This window comes from Bartonella sp. WD16.2 (assembly GCF_002022505.1).
In the GTDB taxonomy this organism is placed as follows: domain Bacteria; phylum Pseudomonadota; class Alphaproteobacteria; order Rhizobiales; family Rhizobiaceae; genus Bartonella.
Genome location: NZ_CP019781.1, coordinates 980,434 through 1,002,020, shown reverse-complemented (window position 1 = coordinate 1,002,020; position 21,587 = coordinate 980,434). Strand labels below are relative to the sequence as shown.

19 protein-coding genes, 1 other RNA gene and 2 pseudogenes are annotated in these 21,587 nt (G+C 35.2%); 13 read left to right on the top strand and 9 right to left on the bottom strand.

Features of this window, described 5'->3' with window-relative positions; translation table 11 throughout:
- Window positions 1–265: 265 nt before the first annotated feature.
- The 4 genes from BWD162_RS04310 to BWD162_RS04295 form a co-directional block, all read right to left on the bottom strand.
- Window positions 266–448, bottom strand: a complete 183-nt coding sequence (locus BWD162_RS04310; RefSeq protein WP_078705580.1) for a DUF4169 family protein — start codon at window positions 446–448, stop codon at window positions 266–268.
- An 8-nt stretch (window positions 449–456) separates the two neighbouring features.
- Complete coding sequence (locus BWD162_RS04305) at window positions 457–1,005, bottom strand: SspB family protein (protein WP_078705579.1); 549 nt, start codon at window positions 1,003–1,005, stop codon at window positions 457–459.
- 142 nt (window positions 1,006–1,147) lie between these two features.
- Window positions 1,148–1,503: a transfer-messenger RNA gene (ssrA, locus tag BWD162_RS04300) on the bottom strand.
- Window positions 1,504–1,958: 455 nt separating this feature from the next.
- Window positions 1,959–3,266: an MFS family transporter gene (locus BWD162_RS04295; protein ID WP_078705578.1), complete on the bottom strand. Its 1,308-nt coding sequence runs from the start codon at window positions 3,264–3,266 to the stop codon at window positions 1,959–1,961.
- Window positions 3,267–3,452: 186 nt separating this feature from the next.
- Between BWD162_RS04295 and BWD162_RS04290 the strand changes: the two genes are divergently transcribed.
- The 10 genes and pseudogenes from BWD162_RS04290 to ilvC all read left to right on the top strand — a co-directional run bounded on the left by BWD162_RS04290 (window position 3,453) and on the right by ilvC (window position 16,175).
- Complete coding sequence (locus BWD162_RS04290; protein ID WP_078705577.1) at window positions 3,453–4,247, top strand: thymidylate synthase; 795 nt, start codon at window positions 3,453–3,455, stop codon at window positions 4,245–4,247.
- Window positions 4,244–4,753, top strand: a complete 510-nt coding sequence (locus BWD162_RS04285; RefSeq protein WP_078705576.1) for a dihydrofolate reductase — start codon at window positions 4,244–4,246, stop codon at window positions 4,751–4,753. The genes BWD162_RS04290 and BWD162_RS04285 overlap by 4 nt, the downstream gene beginning before the upstream one ends.
- A gap of 121 nt (window positions 4,754–4,874) precedes the next feature.
- Window positions 4,875–6,017, top strand: a complete 1,143-nt coding sequence (hflK, locus tag BWD162_RS04280) for an FtsH protease activity modulator HflK (RefSeq protein ID WP_078705575.1) — start codon at window positions 4,875–4,877, stop codon at window positions 6,015–6,017.
- A 2-nt stretch (window positions 6,018–6,019) separates the two neighbouring features.
- On the top strand, window positions 6,020–6,913 hold the full coding sequence (gene hflC / locus BWD162_RS04275) for a protease modulator HflC (protein WP_078705574.1): 894 nt from the start codon (window positions 6,020–6,022) through the stop codon (window positions 6,911–6,913).
- 201 nt (window positions 6,914–7,114) lie between these two features.
- Window positions 7,115–8,599 (top strand): Do family serine endopeptidase, encoded by a 1,485-nt coding sequence (locus tag BWD162_RS04270; RefSeq protein WP_078705573.1) that lies wholly within the window; start codon window positions 7,115–7,117, stop codon window positions 8,597–8,599.
- Window positions 8,600–9,058: 459 nt separating this feature from the next.
- Window positions 9,059–9,934: a tRNA (adenosine(37)-N6)-dimethylallyltransferase MiaA gene (gene miaA / locus BWD162_RS04265; RefSeq protein ID WP_078705572.1), complete on the top strand. Its 876-nt coding sequence runs from the start codon at window positions 9,059–9,061 to the stop codon at window positions 9,932–9,934.
- Between the two features lie 249 nt (window positions 9,935–10,183).
- The gene (locus BWD162_RS04260; protein WP_078705571.1) at window positions 10,184–11,983 is read left to right on the top strand and encodes an acetolactate synthase 3 large subunit; all 1,800 of its coding nucleotides are present in this window, start codon (window positions 10,184–10,186) and stop codon (window positions 11,981–11,983) included.
- Window positions 11,984–12,510: 527 nt separating this feature from the next.
- Window positions 12,511–13,632 (top strand): ATP-dependent DNA helicase, encoded by a 1,122-nt coding sequence (locus BWD162_RS04255; RefSeq protein ID WP_078705570.1) that lies wholly within the window; start codon window positions 12,511–12,513, stop codon window positions 13,630–13,632.
- A gap of 83 nt (window positions 13,633–13,715) precedes the next feature.
- The gene (locus BWD162_RS04250; protein WP_078705569.1) at window positions 13,716–14,450 is read left to right on the top strand and encodes a pyridoxine 5'-phosphate synthase; all 735 of its coding nucleotides are present in this window, start codon (window positions 13,716–13,718) and stop codon (window positions 14,448–14,450) included.
- Window positions 14,451–15,156: 706 nt separating this feature from the next.
- Window positions 15,157–16,175 (top strand): annotated as a pseudogene (gene ilvC, locus BWD162_RS04245) (ketol-acid reductoisomerase).
- Between the two features lie 83 nt (window positions 16,176–16,258).
- Here the strand turns inward: ilvC and BWD162_RS04240 are convergent.
- The 3 genes from BWD162_RS04240 to BWD162_RS04230 form a co-directional block, all read right to left on the bottom strand.
- Window positions 16,259–17,659 carry an amino acid permease gene (locus tag BWD162_RS04240; protein WP_078705568.1) on the bottom strand — a complete coding sequence of 467 codons (1,401 nt, stop codon included), beginning with the start codon at window positions 17,657–17,659 and terminating at the stop codon, window positions 16,259–16,261.
- Window positions 17,660–17,992: 333 nt separating this feature from the next.
- A complete protein-coding gene (locus BWD162_RS04235) occupies window positions 17,993–18,292 on the bottom strand; it encodes an addiction module antidote protein (RefSeq protein WP_078705567.1) in 300 nt (99 codons plus the stop codon).
- A complete protein-coding gene (locus BWD162_RS04230; RefSeq protein WP_078706139.1) occupies window positions 18,279–18,581 on the bottom strand; it encodes a type II toxin-antitoxin system RelE/ParE family toxin in 303 nt (100 codons plus the stop codon). Before BWD162_RS04230 ends, BWD162_RS04235 begins: the two co-directional genes overlap by 14 nt.
- A gap of 312 nt (window positions 18,582–18,893) precedes the next feature.
- Here BWD162_RS04230 and ssb point away from each other — a divergent pair, with 312 nt between their 5' ends.
- Together ssb and BWD162_RS04220 are read left to right on the top strand one after the other, a co-directional pair.
- Window positions 18,894–19,328 carry a single-stranded DNA-binding protein gene (gene ssb / locus BWD162_RS04225; RefSeq protein ID WP_078705566.1) on the top strand — a complete coding sequence of 145 codons (435 nt, stop codon included), beginning with the start codon at window positions 18,894–18,896 and terminating at the stop codon, window positions 19,326–19,328.
- Window positions 19,329–19,342: 14 nt separating this feature from the next.
- Window positions 19,343–19,872 (top strand): annotated as a pseudogene (locus tag BWD162_RS04220) (hypothetical protein).
- A 174-nt stretch (window positions 19,873–20,046) separates the two neighbouring features.
- Here BWD162_RS04220 and BWD162_RS04215 read toward each other — a convergent pair.
- Window positions 20,047–20,244 carry a hypothetical protein gene (locus BWD162_RS04215; RefSeq protein ID WP_236824096.1) on the bottom strand — a complete coding sequence of 66 codons (198 nt, stop codon included), beginning with the start codon at window positions 20,242–20,244 and terminating at the stop codon, window positions 20,047–20,049.
- Window positions 20,241–20,585, bottom strand: a complete 345-nt coding sequence (locus BWD162_RS04210) for a hypothetical protein (protein WP_078705565.1) — start codon at window positions 20,583–20,585, stop codon at window positions 20,241–20,243. The genes BWD162_RS04215 and BWD162_RS04210 overlap by 4 nt, the downstream gene beginning before the upstream one ends.
- 731 nt (window positions 20,586–21,316) lie before the next feature.
- Between BWD162_RS04210 and BWD162_RS07915 the strand changes: the two genes are divergently transcribed.
- Window positions 21,317–21,397, top strand: a complete 81-nt coding sequence (locus BWD162_RS07915; protein WP_236824134.1) for a hypothetical protein — start codon at window positions 21,317–21,319, stop codon at window positions 21,395–21,397.
- The last annotated feature ends 190 nt before the right edge of the window (window positions 21,398–21,587 follow it).

The following is a 21,587-nucleotide window of genomic DNA, read 5'->3' as shown; positions in this document are numbered from 1 at the left end:
GAAATAACAGAAAAAACAAAAGCAATATTAAAATTATTAAACGAAAAATTATAAAATGCGTAAGCACATAATAAAACTGAAATATTAATTTTTTTAGTCTTTTTTCAATATCAATGATTATTGAATATAAAAATTACTTTTTTATGAACTGTTTTTAAATCCCAAAAATAATTATGCTACAAATCTATTTATAAAGGGTTGATTAATATAAATGAATAATTTTTTACAAGCTATTTTTAACCAAACATTTATTTTCATCTTTTTCTCATTCATTGTTAGATAGACGATTTTGATCGAGAAATTTTTGAGCTTTTAAAAGTTCTTTTTTATCAAAAATTTTCTCAAGTTTTGTTCGCCCAAAACGATAACGGTTTTCCTCTGCATGAGTAGTTTGCTCAATACGTTTCTGCTGTTTTCGAAATTGGCGAAGGTTAATCACTTTAGTCATAGATAGGTTCATTTATTTTTTCGAAAAGAATCTAAAGAAACAACATCAGCACTTTGTTTGGTATCATTGTTTGAAGGTTTTTTATCTACTTTGAGATTCTGTGTTTTTATAAGCTCATTTTCTGTTTTTTGTTTGCTTAAAGAAATATCAGGTGCATGTGGAGCACCTTCTGGATTTTCATTTTCTTCAGAGGTAAGATTAGCGGGCAAATCAAATGCTGCTTCAAATGCTGCTATAGGGTCATAAAAAACTTGAATGGAAGCAAAAGGAATAATTAATTTTTCAGTAATTTCTCCAAAGGATAAAGTGACTTCAAAAGCAGTTTCTGATACATTCAAGTCTCTAAATTGATGTTGCAATACGATTGTCATTTGATCGGGATAGCGGCTTTTGAGTCGAGAAGAAATTTTTACTGCTGGTGCTTTTGTTGAAAAGGTAATAAAAAAGTGATGATTACCCGGGAGACCTGCTTTAGCGACTTCTAGCAAAACTTTGCGGATAACTCCACGAAGCGCATCCTGAACGAGAATATCGTAACGGATTTGATCTTGAGCCATTAAAGTTTATCCTTTTAATTTATGCAGTTATTGAAGCGCAAATAACATAGTGCAATGAAATATTTCTTTAAACTAGCAATATTTTTTCTACCATGCATTTTATAACAATTCGTATCTAGTCGATCAAAATAAATACTTAAAAAGTGAAGGCTTCTGTTGCCAGGTGCCTCCGAACCCCGCTTAAACCTGCGACGGTTTAAGACTTAATTTGAAGCTTTCGCACTGCGTTAAGCAGCGAGACGTACTTCCGCATAGTTGTCGTTTGCAACTACTAATTTAGTCCGATGACGGTGGTACAATACCGAGTAAAAGAGCAATCTTTACACCCTTGTCGATCCTATTTCGCCCCCACCAAAATATAACTCTGTTAATTATATTTTGGTGGAGGCGCCGGGTACCGCCCCCGGGTCCAATGGGTTTATTCCATTGTCCATTTATTACCATAGCTGGAAAACCAGCTCTTTAAATGTAGATGAAGAACAGCTTTTTGGAAAGGGGGAATTGTTAATATTTTGAATCTTTTCATTATTAATGAGTTCAAGGTTTTATAATGTGATTGTAAAGTGTAATTGTTCATTTTTGGTTTTATTTATGAAATGACACATAATTTAGTAGGGTAATTTATATAAAACGATTTTGATAAGGTAAACTAAAGAATGACTTAGATATCACTTAATTTTACCTATAGGTAATTAAATGTGATTGTTTGCTACTGGATCGAAGAAAATGTAAAGTGAATTCAAAACTTATTGGATGATAAAAATAAAGCACTGGAGTGACTATTTCAGAAATGGTGATGTGATATTGGGAAATCATAAAGAATTATACAGCTTTTTATTGTAATTACTAAAAAAGCAAATGCACTTGATAAAATTTTAATGTCAAGTTTTTATAGAACAATCAAAAAAAGCCCGATTTTCTCGGGCTTTTAAAATTGTTTTTTAATGCAAAGTTTAATGAGTTTCATCTTTTTGAAGATATCCATTTTTTCGAGGATCTGGCATCAAGATAATTGCTATGAATGCAATTATCATCATACCGGTTATATAAAAATAGAAGACAGATTCATATCCAATATCTTTTAATCCAAGTGCTACAGATTCAGCAGAACCACCAAATAGCGCGTTAGCAATAGCATAAGATAAACCAACTCCTATTGCACGAACTGAAGAGGGGAACATGTCTGCTTTTATAATACCAGAAATAGATGTGTAGAAGCTTAGAATGCACAGCATTCCAATAATGATTGATAAGGCAATCCACATATTGTTGGTGTTACCAATTATTTTAAGTCCGGGAATTGTAAAGATGATAGATAAAAGACTCCACATAAAGAGTGAAGCTTTTGTTCCAATTTTGTCAGCTAAAGCACCAAATGCTGGCTGGAATAACATGAAGATAAAAAGAGCTATCGTCATTATAGTTGTAGCTGTATGTTTGTCAAATCCGCTGGTAGTGATCAAATACTTTTGCATATAAGTTGTATAGGTATAAAATGTGAGCGAGCCTCCAGCTGTAAAACCAATAACCAGAAAAAAAGCTTTTCGATGGTTACACAGAAGCTCCATAAGGCTACCTGCTTGTTTTTTAGAACGACTTTCTTCAGTGGTTGTCTCATGGAGAGTACGACGTAAAAAAATCGCAACAATCGCTGCTAATCCACCAATGGCAAATGGAATACGCCAACCCCATGCTTTTAACTGATCTTCTGTAAGGTAAAGTGCTAGAATGAATATAACAAGACTAGCTAAAAGCTGCCCACCAATCAGTGTAGTATATTGGAAAGAACTAAAGAAACCTCGATGATTTTTAAGAGCAACTTCACTCATATAAGTTGCTGTTGTGCCGTATTCACCGCCAACAGAAAGTCCTTGAAGCATACGAAGTAGTAGAAGAAAAACTGCTGCTGTTACTCCGATAGTTTCGTAGGTAGGAAGTATAGCGATTAAGAATGAACCTCCACACATCATAAAAACAGAAATAAGCATTGAACGTTTACGGCCATAACGATCAGCGATATAACCAAAAAGCCATCCACCAATTGGGCGCATAAGAAAACCAATAAAAAAGACTGCGGCAGCTTTTAAGAGTTGAGCAACAACATCACCATCTGAGGGAAAAAATTGCGACGCGAAGTAGATGGATGTAAAGGAGTAAACATAAAAGTCATACCATTCTACAAGATTACCTGATGCACTAGATACGATAGACATGATACGCTTTTTTGTATCATGTGTTGCTAAAGTTCCATTATTTTCCATATTATCCCTCTTGAATTTCAATTGGCTTGCTTCCTTCTACAATATTTTATTTTTTGCGTCATCAAAATTTAAATCGCATAACAATAATTTTCTGTGAAAGGTGCTTTTTGGTTTATTTGAATTGTGTTTTTATGAATTTTGAAATTTCAATTTCCCGTAATAGATGGAATCAGTCATAATACTTTTATGAAAGTTTATCTTGATCTTCTATCCCATGTTTTAAGCAACGGTGTTGATCGTTCAGATAGGACAGGTGTGGGGACACGATCGATTTTTGGATATCAAATGCGATTTAATTTGCAAGCAGGATTTCCACTTTTAACAACAAAAAAGTTGCATTTGCGTTCAATTATTTATGAACTTTTGTGGTTTCTTAAAGGTGACACAAATATTGCGTGGCTAAAGGAACATGGCGTATCTATTTGGGATGAGTGGGCTGATAAAGAAGGAAATCTTGGTCCTGTTTATGGTTTTCAGTGGCGTTCTTGGCCTGCACCTGATGGGCGTTATATTGATCAACTAAGCAATCTTTTGGATATGATTAACACAAATCCTGTTTCGCGTCGTTTGATTGTATCAGCATGGAATCCTGCATTGATAGAGGAAATGGCTTTACCGCCTTGCCATTGTTTATTCCAATTTTATGTTTCTGATGGCAAATTATCATGCCAACTTTATCAGCGTTCAGCAGATATTTTTTTGGGAGTCCCATTTAACATTGCTTCTTATGCATTATTAACGATGATGATTGCTCAAGTTACTGGATTGAAAGTGGGTGATTTTATTCACACTCTTGGTGATGCTCACCTTTATGCTAACCATTTTGAACAGGCAGAACAGCAATTATCCCGTACACCGGGTACTTTACCTGTGATGTTCGTAAATCCAGAAGTAACAGATCTTTTTTCTTTTAAATTTGAAGATTTTAATTTGCTTAATTATGAAGCTCAGCCTCATATCAAGGCGCCGGTAGCAGTATGAAACTTCCAATTTATTTAATTGCAGCTGTTGCTCAAAATGGTGTTATCGGTTGTGACGGCACAATGCCTTGGCGTTTATCAACAGATTTGCAGCGTTTTAAGGCTTTAACTTTGGGTAAGCCCATTATTATGGGGCGCAAAACTTGGAATTCTCTTGGACGCCCCTTACCAGAGCGCACGAATATTGTAATTACTCGCAATCGTACTTTTGCAGCTGAGGGTGCTGTTGTCGCTCATTCTTTGTCTCAAGCTTGTGATATAGCGCAAGAGGTGGCTATTCAAAATGGTGCAGATGCAGTTTTTATTATTGGGGGTGGTGAAATTTTTCAACAAGGATTAATGATTGCTCGTAAAATATTCTTAACAGAAATTTTTGCGTCTATTGAAGGTGATAGTTTTTTTCCCATTTTTGATAAAGAAAAGTGGACTATTATTGAAACACAATATATTCCACAAGGAGATAAAGACAATTATCCGACGCGTTTTGTAATTTATGAACGGCAATAGTCATTTAAATTGAAAGAATTTATCAATTGATTGTAAACAGGTTATAGACCTTCTATAAAGTCAGTAATTGAGTTTTAAAAATGGTTGGTTTCGATTCATAGCACTAGTTAAAGAGGTAATGATGCCCTGGACAAATCAAAATGGCAGTGGCCCATGGAGTGGCGATAGAAATAAACTTGGTGGTGATAAAAAATTACCACCTAAGAATCCTTTTGGTTCTGGTGGCAATAATGGCAGTGATAATGGCTCTAATATTGATGATATTTTGCGTAAAGGGCAGTATCAGCTTAAACAGTTTGGTGAGAGTGGTATTTTCATTGTGTTATTTTTGCTTGCTATTCTTTTTTGGCTATTCCAGTCTATTTATATTGTGCAGCAAAATGAACAGGCAGTAGAGTTGCGCTTTGGTGTTCCTAAAGCAGGCATTGTTGGTGATGGTTTGCATTTTCATTTTTGGCCAATTGAAACCTATATGAAAGTACCTCTAACGGAAAAAACAATCGCAATTGGTAATCAATCTAATCAGGCACAACAGAGTGAAGGTTTGATGCTTTCAAGCGATCAGAATATTGTTAATGTAAATTTTTCTGTATATTATCGGATTTCAAATCCTAGCCAATTTTTGTTTAATGTGAATGATCAAGAAGGGACAGTGCGTCAGGTTGCTGAAAGTGCAATGCGTGAAGTGATTGGTTCACGCCCTGTTGATGATGTTTTACGCAATAAAAAAGAGGAAGTGGCTAATGATGTCAAAAAGATTATTCAGTTAACTGCAAATAAATACCAACTTGGTGTTGAAATAAACCGTGTATCAATTAGTGAGGCTGCTCCTCCTACTAAAGTTGCTGCTGCGTTTAATTCTGTCCAACAAGCAGAGCAGGAACGTGGGAGGATGATTGAGGAGGGTAATCGTGTGCGTTTCACTAAGATTGGTTTAGCCAATGGTGAAGCTTCACGCACACGAGAAATTGCAAAAGGTGAAAAAGCACGGATGATTGAAGAAGCAACAGGGCGTGCTAAACGTTTTCAGGCTATAGCTCGTGAGGCTGCAATTGCGCCAGAGGCTGTTCGCTACCGTTTTTATATGGAAACAATGGGGCGTATTCTTTCTTCACCTAATAAATTAGTTTTGAATCAAACAGATTCTCCAGTAATACCTTATTTACCACTGAATGAATTGTTACGTAATTCATCAGAAAAAACAGCGACAACATCGACACATTCCTCATTATTATTGGGGTCTAGTGTTTCTGGAGGGCGTTAATTATGCAGCAATCTCGTTTCTTTTTTGTTTTAGCTGTTATAGTATTTGCTCTGGTTACTTTATGGGCATCTATTTTTATTGTTTATCCTCGTCAGCAGATGGCAATTAAGCGCTTTGGACAGATCGTTAAAGTAGAGTCTGATCCTGGTATTTATTTTAAGGTCCCTTTTTTGGATCAGACAGTTATTATTGATAACCGACTATTGCGTTATGATTTGCCTACACAATCTGTGCAAGTTCGTGGTGGTGCCTATTATGAAGTAGATGCATTCTTTATCTATTGCATTACAGACCCTAAATTGTTTTTACAACGCATTGCATCGGGTCGGCCACAGATTGCTGCGCGTGAAAATCTTGCACCACGTTTTATTGATGCTTTGCGCGCTGTTTACGGTAAACGAGAATTCAAAGCAGCTTTATCGGATGAGCGTGGAGCGATGATGGCTGAAGTACAACGACAATTTTCTGTGGATGCAGGTTCATTGGGTATTACCATTGTTGATGTACGTATTCGTAAAACCGATTTAACTGATGCTGTTTCTGAAGATGTATATCGGCAAATGGCGGCTGAACGTGAAGCAGCTGCGGAAAATATTCGTGCTCGTGGTCAACAAGAAAGAGATCGTATTGTGGCAGAAGCTAATCGTGAATATGAAGAAATTGTAGCAGCAGCAAAACGTGATGCTGAAATTACACGTGGTGAGGGGCAGGCTGAAAGTATTCGTCTTTTATTAAATGCCAGAAAAACTAATCCATCATTTTACGACTTTTGGTTGGCGATGGAGCAGTATAAAAATTTGGAGCAAACCTCAATGGTGATTTCACCAAAAGAAGATTTCTTTTTCTATTTCCGCAATTTACCGCAAACGAAATCGAATATTAGCACTAATGGTTGATATGGGATAATAAAACTGATAATCTAAAATGAAGGAATAGGTCACAGCTATAGATTTTGCTTTTTCATTAAAAGCTTAATGTATGGCTACTTTTTTTGTGATGAAGTCTGTATGGTATTGTAACGGACATGTTTATTTTGCAGAAAAGAATTTGGTAATGCTTGTTTCAGCATTGAGCGAACACATATTATGGGTAGAAATATGTTACTGAAACGCTTTGTCACGGTAATCATTATCTGTATGGTTTTGTCTTTATTAAGATCAGTAAGTTGGTCTAATGTTACCTTACAAAAAGATGTGTCACTATCAGTTCCTGATTTAGCTGCTACCCTTTTAGATACAGTTGTAAATATTTCTACAACACAAATAGTTGATGGGACTGAACAAGATGAACATACTCCTGCTCCTGTTATTTCGAAAGATTCATTACTACAAGAATATTTTGATGATTTTTTTACATCAAAAGATGGTCAAGAGGGTAGTCAGTTTCAGAAGGTACGTTCTTTAGGATCAGGTTTTGTAATTGATGCTCAAAAAGGGCTTATTGTTACAAATTACCACGTTATCGTGGATGCTGATGATATTGAGGTTAATTTTACTGATGGCACAAAGCTAAAAGCGAAATTACTTGGAAAAGATAGTAAGACGGATTTAGCTTTACTTCAAGTAACGCCAGGAAGCAAAAAGTTAACAGCTGTACGTTTTGGTAGTTCAGAAAAAGTACGTATTGGTGATTGGGTTATGGCCATCGGTAATCCTTTTGGTTTTGGTGGTAGTGTAACGGTTGGAATTATTTCTGCACGTAATCGTGATCTTAATGCTGGTCCTTATGATAATTTTATTCAAACAGATGCAGCAATTAACCGAGGAAATTCTGGAGGTCCATTATTTGATAGAAATGGTGAAGTGATTGGGATTAATACAGCAATTGTTTCGCCTTCTGGAGGATCGATTGGGATTGGTTTTGCTATACCATCTGACATGGCCATTTCTATTATCAATCAATTGCGTGATTTTGGGGAGGTAAGACGCGGTTGGCTGGCTATTCGTATTCAACCTGTAACAGATGATATTGCAGAAAGTTTGAAATTGGACCAAGCTGTTGGGGCGTTAGTTGCGGGTAAAATCGAACATGCAAAGGTAGATAATAGCCAATTACATGTTGGTGATGTTATTCTTTATTTTGAGAATACCAAAATAAAGAATGCACGTGATTTACCGCGTTTAGCAGCAGAAAGTCCTGTAGGGAAAGTGGTAAATATTACGGTTTTACGTGATGGACAGGAAAAAACAGTAAAAGTTAAACTTGGTCGTTTAGTTGAAACTGACTCAGATGAAAATAAAGCAAAAAAATCTGATAAGAAAAAAAGTAGCGCAGATCCTGCTACAATGCAGTTTATGGGCATGACATTATCGGCGCTTAACTCTGATTTACGCCAGCGCTATTCAATTACTGATAAGCTTAATGGGTTAGTTGTGACATCCGTGGCACGAGATAGTGCGGCTGATAAAAAACGTATTTGTGTTGGTGAAGTAATAGTTGATATCAATCAAAGTTCAGTTACGACAGTTGATGATGCTCAAAAACGTTTTCATAAATTACGTGAAGCAGGACGCAAAAACGCTTTATTTATTGTTGCTCGTCCTGATGGAGAATTGCGATTTGTAACCATCCGAATGGATTGATGTTCTCAATACCTTTGTTTTCCTTGTAAGAGATAATTTTATAAGGCGGCGCTTTTGTGCTTAATACTGATATAAAAGAATTATTATTGTTTGTAAGTAATGCATCGATGTTAACAATATCTATATGCAAATTCTAATTTTTTAGCTTATTTGGAATGTATTTTATTATGGTTGACGTTCATACGTACAAGAAGAGTGTTTTATAGAGAGTATTTTAATTTATCTATTAATCGTAATACTTTGATTTTATTTTAGAATTATCGTATTGCTTGTTTTTATCTTTTTAAAGAATAAAAATACCGTTACATTAGCTTTTTCTCTTTATTTAAATATCAATGTTTTTGGTATTCACAGTTTAAGAAATTCTATTTACAACGTCATAGGTAAATACTGGAGTTAATATTAATGATGAGCATTACAATTAAGTGATTGATTAATGTATATAAAAGGCTTCCATTCATGACACAAAGAATGGTTACATTGATAGCTGGTCCAACGGCAAGCGGAAAGTCAGAACTTGCATTAAAAATAGCTCAAGAAAAAAATGCCGTCATTATTAATGCTGATTCGATGCAGATTTATAATGTGTTGAATATTTTAACAGCAAGGCCGACAAGAGCTGATAGTCTGATTATTCCACACTATCTTTATGGTTATGTAAGTCCTGCTTTTAACTATTCGGTAGGGCAATGGTTGAGCGATGTTGAAAGGCTTTTAAGCGCATTTCCGCTGAAACAACTTATTTTTGTTGGAGGAACAGGGCTTTATTTTCGTGCGCTTTTAGAAGGAATTTCAAAAATCCCTTCTATTCCAGATGTTATACGGGAAAAGTGGCGAATTCGACTTTATAAGGAGGGAGCTGAAAGTCTTTATCGTGAATTGTTGCAGGTTGATGCTGTTCTTTGTGAAAAAATTGCTCCACAAGATGGACAACGAATTGTTCGTGCTTTGGAAGTTTATGAATCAACAGGTAAGAAATTAAGTTGGTGGCAAAAGAAAAAAACAAAATCTTTAATTGCGCAAGACTGTTCAGAAAAAATTCTTCTTATTCCTCCACGTCGATTACTTTATGAACGGATTAATGAACGGTTTAACCATATGGTTGAAAGAGGAGTGTTAGAAGAAGTAATTGCTATGAAGAAGCTCATGCTTTCTCCTTTACTGCCGGCGATGAAAGCTATAGGAGTACGTGAACTTATGGCTTATTTAGATGGATATAAGGGCTTTAAAGATGCTATTGAAGAAGCGAAAATGCAAACTAGAAGATATGCAAAAAGGCAAATGACCTGGTTTAATAACCAATTTGATGACAAATGGAATCTCATTTATTCATAAAACAAAGGGTAGGAAAAAATATCAAAATTGTTTAAGAAGAGAAGAATATTTTGAATGAAAAATTTTTCAAAAAGAAATTTTAAATTGACGAATAATATTAATGAAATTAAAATCTTCACCTACAGAAAGTGCTCTTATCGTGGTTGCGTATAAAGATAAGCAGTTCGATTTATGATATTTTCTCCTTATATGCTATAGGCTCCTTTGGGAGCCTTTTTTGTTATGCTGTAGAATAGGCGAGTAGAAAACATGACAAATTATCCAAGAACACAAGAGAGGACAAATGGGAAGATAATGTTGGGGGCTGAAATAGTAGTTCAAGCTCTTATTGATCAGGGGGTTGAACATATTTTTGGTTATCCTGGTGGAGCTGTTCTTCCTATTTTTGATGCGATTTATAAGCAAGATTCATTTCAACATATTTTGGTGCGTCATGAACAAGCAGCAGGTCATGCGGCGGAAGGCTATGCACGCAGTACTGGAAAAGTTGGCGTTATGCTTGTGACTTCTGGTCCGGGAGCAACAAATGCTGTAACTCCTTTGCAAGATGCATTGATGGATTCTATCCCTATTGTTTGTTTCTCTGGTCAGGTACCTACAACTTTGATTGGAACGAATGGTTTTCAAGAAGCGGATACAGTTAGTATTACGCGGCCTTGTACTAAACATAATTGGCTTGTTAAAGATGTGAATGATCTTGCACAAATTATTCATGAGGCATTTCATATTGCCCAATCGGGTCGTCCAGGGCCAGTTTTAGTTGATATTCCTAAAGATATTCAATGCATTTCAGGTGTTTATAAGGCGCCTCAAGCTATGACATCTATACATTGTCATTCCCAGTTCAAAAAGGATGCAAAAGCTATTGAACATGCTGCTTCTCTTTTAGCAGAAGCTAAACAGCCTGTTATTTATTCTGGTGGTGGTGTTATTTCATCAGGACTTGAAGCTGTAGAACTCTTAGGTGATTTAGTTCAATTGGGAGATTTCCCGATTACTTCGACATTAATGGGACTTGGTGCTTATCCTGCTTCTGGCAAAAATTGGCTTGGAATGCTCGGGATGCATGGAACTTATGAAGCTAATATGGCCATGCATCATTGTGATGTCATGTTGGCTCTTGGTGCACGGTTTGATGATCGTGTTACTGGGCGGCTTGATGCATTTGCACCTCATGCGCGCATTATACACGTTGATATTGATCCTTCTTCTATCAATAAAATAGTTAAAGTAGACGTTCCTATTATTGGGGATGTCTCCTATGTTTTAAAAGACATGATACAATGTTTGCGTGCACTACAACCTGTATTTAATAAGAAGAGTCGAAATGAGTGGTGGACACAAATTAATCAATGGCGTGCTCGTAATTCATTAGTATACGTCAAGAAAAAAGATGTTATTATGCCACAATATGCTCTTGAACGGCTTCATGTTCTTACCAAAGATGCCAATACTTATATTACAACTGATGTCGGACAACATCAGATGTGGGCTGCACAGTATTGTCGTTTTGAAGAACCAAACCGTTGGATGACGTCTGGTGGTCTTGGAACAATGGGGTATGGTTTTCCTTCTGCTATTGGTGTTCAGATTGCACATCCTGATGCACTTGTTATATGTGTTTCTGGTGATGCTTCAATTCAGATGAATATTCAAGAACTTGCAACAGCAGTTCAGCATAATACACCTGTAAAAGTTTTTATTTTGAACAATCAATATATGGGTATGGTCCGCCAGTGGCAGCAATTGTTACACGGCAACCGTCTTTCTAATTCTTATATAGAATCGATGCCTGATTTTGTTAAATTGGCGCAAGCTTATGGAGCAGTTGGTATTTGTTGCTCAAAGCCAGATGAGCTTGATGACAAAATTCAACAAATGATTGATTGTGATAAGCCGGTTTTATTTGATTGCCGTGTTGATAATTTAGAAAATTGTCTTCCTATGATTCCGTCTGGGTGTGCACATAATGATATGCTGTTGCCTGATGAGGCTGATGATGAAGTATTTGCTAATGCTGTTCCTGTTACAGGAAAATTATTCGTATAGGAAGTTTGAAATCTATTATACTCAATTAGAGAATTTTATTTCAGCTTATTTCACTATTTTTGATCATTGATTTAATAGAAATTGGTATGCCGGTTTTGAGTTGATGGTGAGCCGGATATTTAAACGTATATCTCTGATTTATTTTTAGGATATGGAAATTATTGTCGTTTATTATATGTGTTGATTTATCAGTTTGTCGGTCAATTGGCATATTTTTCTTCAACAAGAGTAGGCTTAATTAAGGGTATAGGCGGTGGATAGAGGTACAGGCTTTGTAAATTGTGAAAGTATTTTGTGTAAGTTAGTATAGCAATGGACTATTTTAATTTTTAAATTATTAAAAGCTATCTAACATTGATCAATTTGGTAATGCTCTACGTTTTTTGGAGTTTATAAAATATATTAAATTGGATGACTCAAAAATGAGCTAAAATTTTAAGAACATTATAAGGATAAGCTTATCTTTGATAATAGTTTTTATTTTCAAAATGCTTGCTCTTTTTGTACGAATCTTGTCTTGATAAACTATGCAGTTTTCATCAGAACAAGATAATGCGCTGAAGGCTGTAGCCGCATGGTTGAAAGATGGGAGCTCTCCTGTTTTTCGCCTTTTTGGCTATGCAGGAACGGGAAAAACAACACTTGCTCGCTATTTTGCAGAAACAATTGATGGTTCTGTTCAGTTTGCTGCGTTTACAGGTAAAGCAGCACAAGTTTTGCGTTCTAAAGGGGCGAGTAATGCTCGTACTATTCACTCATTGATTTATTGTCCTCGTGGTGAGCAAGAAGTTTCTGATGAAGTGACAGGTAAAACATCTATAACACCAACATTTTCATTAAACCGACAAAGTCCAATTGCGCAGGCTAAGCTTGTTGTTGTCGATGAATGTTCAATGGTAGATGAACAATTAGCACGTGATTTGATGAGTTTTCGCACGCCAATTCTTGTCCTTGGTGATCCAGGTCAGTTGCCTCCCATATCAGGAGGCGGTTTTTTTTCTAATGGTACACCAGATTTTCTTTTATCAGAAATTCATCGACAGGCGTATGATAATCCAATTATTCGCTTAGCTATGGATGTACGTGAGGGGCGTGATATTGCTTATGGGGATTATGGGTTAGCGCGTGTTGTTAAGCGTAAAGAGCTTGATCAACAATTGGTATTAGATGCTGATCAACTTTTGGTAGGGATGAATCGAACGCGCTATCTTTATAATAGGCGTTTGCGTGAATTAAAGGGGTTTATAGAAAAATATCCGCAGATTGGAGACAGGCTTGTGTGTTTGCGCAATGATTCAACAAAAGGTTTGTTGAATGGCTCTTTGTGGACAGTTATGACTTCAAAGAAGGAACTTGTTAAACCAGGTATTCATCTTCTTGTTAATTCGGAGGAGAGCGAATGGGGAGTTGTAAAAATTAAACTTCTCAAAGCAATTTTTGAAAATCCTGAAGATGAAATTTCATGGCAAATAAAAAAGAGATACGATGACTTTGATTATGGGTATGCACTAACTGTTCATAAAGCTCAAGGATCTCAATGGGATAGTGTGGTTTTATTTGATGAAAGTTTTGCATTTCGTGATATGAATGCATGTTGGCTTTATACGGGGATTACACGCGCAGCAAAACAGTTAACAATTGTTCGATAGAATAAGAAATAATTTTTATTGCCTGATCTTGTAAGGAATTGTATTTTTTTCTTTTTTTAAATTTAATAGAAATGAAAGTGTACATGGCAGTAAAACTTTCAGTTAATCTCAATGCTGTTGCTGTTTTGCGTAATCGGCGTCATTTGCCATGGCCAAGTGTTACAGATATTGGGTATAAAGCACTTACAGCTGGTGCAGCGGGGTTGACGGTTCATCCGCGGCCGGATGAAAGACACATTTGTTTTTCCGATTTGCCAGATATACGTTTTTTAATTGACAATAATTTTCCCACTGCTGAATTTAATATTGAAGGTTATCCAAGTGATATGTTTTTAGATATGGCAGAAAAATATGCTGATCAAATTACACTTGTACCTGATGATCCAGCTCAATCGACGTCTGATCATGGTTGGGATTTTTCTAATAACGCAGAATTTTTAACACCTATTGTACAACGCTTAAAGGAAAAGAAAATTCGTGTATCATTATTTGCTAATCCAGTTGTAGAAGGTCTTGATACTGTTAAAACGATTGGTGCCGATCGTGTAGAGTTTTATACTGGAGCTTATGGTGGAGCATTTAAAGATAAGGAGAAACAGAAGCAGGAGTTAGATAAACTTGTATTGGCGGCCAAAAAAGCCAGAGAGTTGCAACTAGGTATCAATGCGGGGCATGATCTGACAGTTTCTAATTTGCCTTCTCTTGTTGATCGAATACCTTGGCTTGATGAGGTTTCTATTGGTCATGGACTTATCGCTGATGCGTTAGAATATGGGATACATGAGACTGTTCAGCGTTTCATTCGTTTGTTAATATAAATTTTACTTATATTAGTTTATTAATGTGGGGTAAAATTTTCTTGTAAATCGGAAAAATTGCTTGTTTTATGACTTATCCAAAATCATAGTCATTAGAAAATCGCGATTGGTATTATTTGTGATTTAATAACTTTATTCCAAATAGTGAATTGGATATTTATTTAGGTTAAAATAAACTTTTAAAAAGTGTGGAATTAAAATGTTATAATGTGTCAAATGCACTATTTATGGTTAACTAAAATTTTATTGTATAGCTGATATTTTTGTAATTGTGATCAATCGTTTGACATGATATTTCCCTACATAATCTGAAAATAAAAGTAAGAAATAAGCTTTAAAAAATTATTTTGTTAAATAAATGGAACTATATAGATGGTTATCAATCATTTTAGAGAATGGTTGTTTTTTATCATAGGGTAGATAGGTGGGGTGGTTTTAATGCCAAAGTATAGGTAGGCTATCATGTTTATTATGATTTTTTACTATTTATTTTGAGATCTAAATATAATTTTAAAAAATTATTCGGATTTGTAGCTTTATTGTTTGTAATATGCAAATTAAAAAATTATTCAATTACCGTTTTATTATGAGTGGGAATTTGGGCATTTGTAAGGTGCAAAATGCGTAAAGTGGTTTTCTACTCTTTGTTTATTGAGTGAAAGAAATTTAAGCTTTGATTAAAATGTAGATATAAAGGAATATTTTTATGCGTGTTTATTATGATTGTGATGCCAACGTTAATTTAATTAAAGAGAAAAAAATAGCAATTATCGGTTATGGTTCACAAGGGCGTGCACACGCGTTAAATCTAAAGGATTCTGGTGTTCAAAATATACAAATTGCTTTACGCCCAGGATCAGCGACAGCTAAAAAAGCCAAAACAGATGGTTTTAAAGTTGTTGATGTTTCTGAAGCAGCACAGTGGGCAGATCTTATTATGATGGTAACACCTGATGAGTTGCAGGCTGATATTTATAAAGAGCATGTCCATAATTATTTGCGTGATGGAGCGGCGATTGCTTTTGCACATGGTTTGAATATTCATTTTGGCTTGATTGAGGTAAAAAAACTATTGATGTTGTGATGATTGCTCCCAAAGGTCCAGGTCATACAGTGCGTGGCGAATATCAACGCGGTGGTGGTGTTCCTTGCTTAATTGCGATTGCGCAGGATGCTTCGGGTAATGCGCATAATGTGGCGTTGTCTTATGCTTGTGGTATTGGTGGTGGGCGTGCCGGTGTGATTGAAACAACTTTTAGAGAAGAATGTGAAACAGATCTTTTTGGTGAACAAGCTGTTCTGTGTGGTGGGCTTGTTGAACTTATTCGTGCAGGTTTTGAAACATTGACAGAAGCAGGTTATGCGCCTGAAATGGCTTATTTTGAGTGTTTACATGAGGTTAAATTGATTGTTGACCTCATTTATGAAGGCGGTATTGCAAATATGAATTACTCAATTTCCAATACAGCTGAGTGGGGGGAATATATGTCTGGTCCACGTGTGATCACTGATAAAACCAAAATAGAGATGAAACGTATTTTAAGGGATATTCAAACAGGTAAATTTACATCAGATTGGATGCAAGAATATAAAGCTGGTGCAGCCCGTTTTAAAAGTATTCGACGTTTAAATGATGCACACCCTATTGAGGAAGTTGGTAAGAAACTACGTGCTATGATGCCTTGGATTAGCTCTAATGCTTTGGTTGATAAAGAACGTAACTGAGTTTCGTTGGGTTAAGCGTAAAAAAGCTATAAGACTGGATAATGAAAAATTCTTTTTTATGATGTATTTTTTACGCATAAACTTTATTTTTTATGTTTGATAAAATTCTTCTTTCCAAATATAAAGTACATAAAGCTTAAGAAAACAAACCAAAGTGATGTGTATTTTAAAGCTGCTAAAGTATCGGCTTCTAACGTCAATAAAGAAATAATAAAGGCGAAGAAAGCTAGAGTGACCCAGCACATAAAAACACCCCCTGGCATTTTATAGGTAGATATATCATGTTGCGTAGGGTAATTACGACGGTAAATAATATAGCTGATTAAAATCACGGACCATACAAATATAAATAAAATTGCTGAAATGGTTGTAACGATTGTAAAAGCATCTATAGCAGTTGGAGATAACGATGAGAAAATGTAGCCTAATAAAATACACAGGCAAGAAAAAACTAATGCATTAGCTGGAACGTGGTTATTAGAAAGTTTTCCTAAGAAAGCAGGAGCTCCTTGTTTAGTGGCAAGGCCGTATATCATGCGGCTGGTAGAAAAAATACCGCTATTTGCAGAGGATGCTGCTGATGTGAGAACAACAAAATTGACTATACCAGCAGAGATTGGAATACCAGCAAGTAAAAACATTTCTACAAATGGACTTTTATCTGGAACAACTTGATGCCAAGGTATGACTGACATAATTACAACAAGAGAGAAGATGTAAAAGAATACAATACGAATAGGTATTGAGTTGATTGCTTTTGGTAATATTTTTTCAGGTTCTTTGACTTCGGCTGCGGTTGTTCCGGCCAGCTCAATGCCAGTAAAAGAAAAAATAGCAATTTGAAATCCAGCAAAAAATCCAATGATTCCTCGAGGGAAGATATTTCCATCATTCCATACGTTACTAAGAGAGGAAACGGTGCCATTTGGGGAAGTAAAACCAATAAAAATCATATAAAATCCAACAATAATTAATACCAGAATTGCTATGATTTTGATAAGACCGAACCAGAATTCAAGTTCACCAAATAATTTTACTGCTACAAGGTTAAACATTAAAAAGAATAAGATGCAAATAGGAACGGGAATCCATGGGTTGAGTGTAGGCCACCAAAATTGTGCATAACTAATGATGGCAATAATATCTGCAACTCCGGTTACAATCCAGCATAACCAATAAGTCCATCCAATGAAAAAACCAATAGTTGGTCCCAATAATTCGGATGAAAAGTCCATAAAAGATCGATATTGTGTATTAGAGAGTAATAATTCTCCCATAGCTCGCATTACAAAGTAGAGAATGCAACCAATAATAGCGTAAACTAGTATAATTGAAGGGCCTGCAACGCTTATTGTTTTGCCTGATCCCATGAAGAGACCTGTTCCAATAGCACCACCAATAGCAATAAGTTGCACATGGCGATTATCTAATCCACGTTGTAATTCCTTTTGATAATCTTCATCTAAATTTGGTTTATGATCCATTTTTAGGAGAACCCCTTTATTATTTAAAACTAAGTTACACTAACAAAAAAACAATTTCCCATATGGAAGCATGATACAAGTGAGTCGTAAAGCAGAAAAACACTTTCATGACTTTAAATGCTGATCACTTTTGGATTAGATATACATTTCAATCGACAGGAAGGCACCTTGGAGAAAGATTTGGAAGTTTTTTAATAAATAACATTGGGAACATAAAACACTCTGTGTGAACTAATTTGAGGAAATTAGAACAGATGCGAAAATCGGGATAAAATAAGGGAATGTAACTATATTTTTTCCATTAAAACGAAGAGAGGATCTTTAAGCTTTTTCTCAAGATGTGTGTTCTTCATTTTGGGTTGGTGTTAGGCTAATTTGCAAATTTAAGGCACTCAAAACATTAAGAAAGGTTGAGAGTTTAGGATCACCTTTGTCGCTTAAAGAGCGATAAAGAGATTCTCTTGACAATCCAGTGTTTTTAGCGATTTTACTCATTCCTTGGTTTTTTGCTATTATCCCAAGAACATGTGCAAGATACTGACTATTTTTACTTTCAAGAGCATCTTGTAAAAGAATTTGTTGAGTTTCAGGAGTTTTAAAATACTCACTTGTATCAAATTTAGTGATTTCCATGTTTGAGTTCCTTTACTATTAGTAGGGCTTTTTCAATATCTTTTTGTTGGGTAGATTTATCACCGCCATTAAGGAGTAGAATAATTTCTTGTCCTTGTTTTACAAAATAAACCCGATAGCCAGGGCCATGATTTATTTTTAATTCTGCAATGCCATGGAAAAATTTTACATTGCCAAGAAGCCCTGTTTCTATTCTCGCTATCCGTGTCACAACGTGTGCTTGCGCAATCTCATCTTTTAAAGAATCTAGCCATTTTATAAAATACTTTGTTTTGTACACTGTAAACATATGTAACTTATAAGATACAGTTATTACAGTGTCAAACACAATTTTTTGTTCTAATAACAGACAAATTTTCTCATTTATAGAATTTATTTTATAAATATTATCAATGAGTTCTATGAATGTGATGAGAAAAGCATTTAGATATTTGTAAAATGCTATAAACTGTTTATTTTCAGTTATTTATTTTATTTATCTGTATTAAATAGTTTAGTAAATTGTTATATAATATTGTAAAATATATAAAAAATAGTTTTTCATATCCGTATTTTGTTTCATTAAGACACACATAATTTCCCTTAGATAAAGATATCCAACATGATCAACAAAGTAATTTTAGTAGGCAATCTTGGTGCCGATCCAGAAAGCAGAACAATGCCATCTGGAGTAGAAGTAGCAAATTTCCGTATAGGCACTTCTCAAAGCTATACAGATAAAACAACTAATCAAAGAATAAATAAAACAGAATGGCATCCTATCGTTGTTTTTAATCCGCATCTTGCAAAGATTGCGCTGCAATATTTGAGTAAAGGTTCCAAGGTTTATGTTGAAGGTCAATTACAAACACGTAAATGGCAAGATAAAAGCGGGCAAACACGTTACACAACAGAAATTGTCTTGCCGCAATATAAGGGTGAGTTGAAGATTCTTAATAGCATTCAAAAAGATGGTATTGATATGGCTTTGGAAGCGATGGAGCAAGAGGATAAGCGGTATTTAGAAACGACTTTGGATGACAATATCCCGTTTTAATTGGTAAGTTTATTATGAAGAAACGTAAGAAACGGGGAAGACCTAGAATAGAAGGTCAAAAAAGAGAACCCAATGGACGTATCTCACGTGCAAAAACGACTGATAAGTCTTTGTACCAACAGACACTTAAAATGCGTGCCAAGCGTTATGGGGCGAGTATTCAAGATGCGAAAAACCCGATTATAGGCACTTATGTAGGGCGATTATATTTATTGGAAAAAAGATTAATCAAGATCAGTATGATGCATCACAGCAGTATATTCAGGTGCGAAACAATTATTCGAGTGCGAAAGGATTGTCGGGGGCTTATTATGATGGTGCCAATGACAATCACGATCAAGACAGTCTTGAGAAGTGAGTTGAAATAACAACTGATCGCTATGAAGTTGTGCAAGAGGTTATCAGAGAAACACAGGGGTTATATCGTCAGTATAATCTTTATGCTGCTTTGCAGTACATCGTTATAGAAGACCAACAACTAGAACATCTTGTTAGTTCTCTACGTGTTGCGCTGAATGCTCTTCATAAGTTTTTTGACCGTTAACCAAAAGCGAGCAACAATAATATTGAGCCACTAATTACAGCGGTTGTTATTATAAATAAAGATGCCGGCACTTTCAATCCAAAGCGCCACAGCAAGCTAATTGGGATAGACATGATGCTGATAAATATAAGCAGTGCTATTGGAAAAATAAAATTATCAATTGCCAAATTCATTTTATTCTTCCATTACTTTTTTCTGTTTCTCATTTATTTCTTTTAACATTTGAATAGCTAGGTCACGTCCTATAATCGCTTTACGGCGTAGTTTCAGGTACTTAATGATGGAATAAGGAAGCGAGATGGTTAATACTACCTTTACACAAGCCACCATAGAAGTTACGGCCTGTGCTAATAAGAATAGAGTAAAAATCATTTTTCTCTCCTTCTTGGATTTTGATTAGTCATTATTTCGTTAATTTTTTCAATTGCTTCGTCCAATTGTTGAATTACGTCCTTCAGTTTCTTTTTTACTATTATGTATAATCCTAAAAATATCGGTAAAGATATGGATATTAAGAGAAAAGCCACCAATCCTATTGCAGTTGGGATATCAAATTGATCTCTATCTAGATTACCCAATATTAAAAGAGTATTAGATAAACCTAAACTTATAAAAAATATTAGTATTAGTTGCATCCGTGAAATAACACCAAACTTCATTACCTTCTTCATCTCTTTTTGTGTGTTGAGTATCGAATCCCATTTTGAAGTCATCTTTTCTCATTCCTTAATTTCTTTGCTTTTTAATCACATTATCGTAGTTTTCTATTATTGGATTATAGAGATCGACAGAGTTATCATGTGTATAACTTGTATTCCAATCTTCCTTCGTTATCTTCAAAATGGGATGAGGTATACTGAATGCCGCAAGTGTTCTTTATTATTATGACGGCGTAGATCATTGTTACCCCTCCCTCCTAATTTTAAAATTACGAGCTCGTATAATTGATTCGATAAGAGAGGGCAATTTACACCATATTTAGATTAATTGAGATAAAAAAATTAGATCATGATTTTTAGTTGACAGGGGGATAAAAATGGTATTTAATGACAATACGGTACTAGTCGTGTTGTGCCTAAAATTAGATTTATAATACAATTTTTATTTCTTGCTATGCTACGGAAAGTCCTGCGAAAGCGAGGTTTTTTGTTAAAGCAATCCAGTTTATTCATTTTTATTTATTGACGATTTATTGACCTCCTCTTGTCCCCCCGAGAGTAAGGTCTTTTTTATGTCTTACACTCAAAAGGAGTAATCCATAGCATCTGGAGTTAGGGATAGTGAGTGAACTTTCGTATAGCCACCTCTCAAAGAAATATAGATAAAGCAACAGGTCAAAGAATAAAGAAAACAGCATGACATTTTATCATGATTTTTTCTGCCTCTTGCAAAGGTTGCACTTTAATATCTCTGTAAAAATTCCAAGGTTTATGTTGAAAGTCAATTGCAGACACGTAAATGGCAAGATAAAAGCGGGCAACATTACACAACAAAAATTATCTTACCCAATATAAGGATGATTTAAAGCTATCAGGACAACAGAAAAAATGATGATGATTTTGGTCAAGAGCGGGCTTTACCCCATAACAGAAGCTGAATTTGTTACATAGATTGAGCAAAATCCTGAAAAGTTTGAACAAATTATGAGCAGAGCGTGAAAAACATGCGCCTTATCACGAGATATAACCAAGTGATGTTGCTTGGTTATGCTGCGC

What these genes read in the sequence shown, in the direction of transcription:
- BWD162_RS04310 (WP_078705580.1), bottom strand. Translation starts at nt 448, where the DNA reads ATGACTAAAGTGATTAACCTTCGCCAATTTCGAAAACAGCAGAAACGT.
- BWD162_RS04305 (WP_078705579.1), bottom strand. Translation starts at nt 1,005, where the DNA reads ATGGCTCAAGATCAAATCCGTTACGATATTCTCGTTCAGGATGCGCTT.
- BWD162_RS04295 (WP_078705578.1), bottom strand. Translation starts at nt 3,266, where the DNA reads ATGGAAAATAATGGAACTTTAGCAACACATGATACAAAAAAGCGTATC.
- BWD162_RS04290 (WP_078705577.1), top strand. Translation starts at nt 3,453, where the DNA reads ATGAAAGTTTATCTTGATCTTCTATCCCATGTTTTAAGCAACGGTGTT.
- BWD162_RS04285 (WP_078705576.1), top strand. Translation starts at nt 4,244, where the DNA reads ATGAAACTTCCAATTTATTTAATTGCAGCTGTTGCTCAAAATGGTGTT.
- hflK (WP_078705575.1), top strand. Translation starts at nt 4,875, where the DNA reads ATGCCCTGGACAAATCAAAATGGCAGTGGCCCATGGAGTGGCGATAGA.
- hflC (WP_078705574.1), top strand. Translation starts at nt 6,020, where the DNA reads ATGCAGCAATCTCGTTTCTTTTTTGTTTTAGCTGTTATAGTATTTGCT.
- BWD162_RS04270 (WP_078705573.1), top strand. Translation starts at nt 7,115, where the DNA reads ATGTTACTGAAACGCTTTGTCACGGTAATCATTATCTGTATGGTTTTG.
- miaA (WP_078705572.1), top strand. Translation starts at nt 9,059, where the DNA reads ATGACACAAAGAATGGTTACATTGATAGCTGGTCCAACGGCAAGCGGA.
- BWD162_RS04260 (WP_078705571.1), top strand. Translation starts at nt 10,184, where the DNA reads ATGACAAATTATCCAAGAACACAAGAGAGGACAAATGGGAAGATAATG.
- BWD162_RS04255 (WP_078705570.1), top strand. Translation starts at nt 12,511, where the DNA reads ATGCAGTTTTCATCAGAACAAGATAATGCGCTGAAGGCTGTAGCCGCA.
- BWD162_RS04250 (WP_078705569.1), top strand. Translation starts at nt 13,716, where the DNA reads ATGGCAGTAAAACTTTCAGTTAATCTCAATGCTGTTGCTGTTTTGCGT.
- BWD162_RS04240 (WP_078705568.1), bottom strand. Translation starts at nt 17,659, where the DNA reads ATGGATCATAAACCAAATTTAGATGAAGATTATCAAAAGGAATTACAA.
- BWD162_RS04235 (WP_078705567.1), bottom strand. Translation starts at nt 18,292, where the DNA reads ATGGAAATCACTAAATTTGATACAAGTGAGTATTTTAAAACTCCTGAA.
- BWD162_RS04230 (WP_078706139.1), bottom strand. Translation starts at nt 18,581, where the DNA reads ATGTTTACAGTGTACAAAACAAAGTATTTTATAAAATGGCTAGATTCT.
- ssb (WP_078705566.1), top strand. Translation starts at nt 18,894, where the DNA reads ATGATCAACAAAGTAATTTTAGTAGGCAATCTTGGTGCCGATCCAGAA.
- BWD162_RS04215 (WP_236824096.1), bottom strand. Translation starts at nt 20,244, where the DNA reads ATGATTTTTACTCTATTCTTATTAGCACAGGCCGTAACTTCTATGGTG.
- BWD162_RS04210 (WP_078705565.1), bottom strand. Translation starts at nt 20,585, where the DNA reads ATGACTTCAAAATGGGATTCGATACTCAACACACAAAAAGAGATGAAG.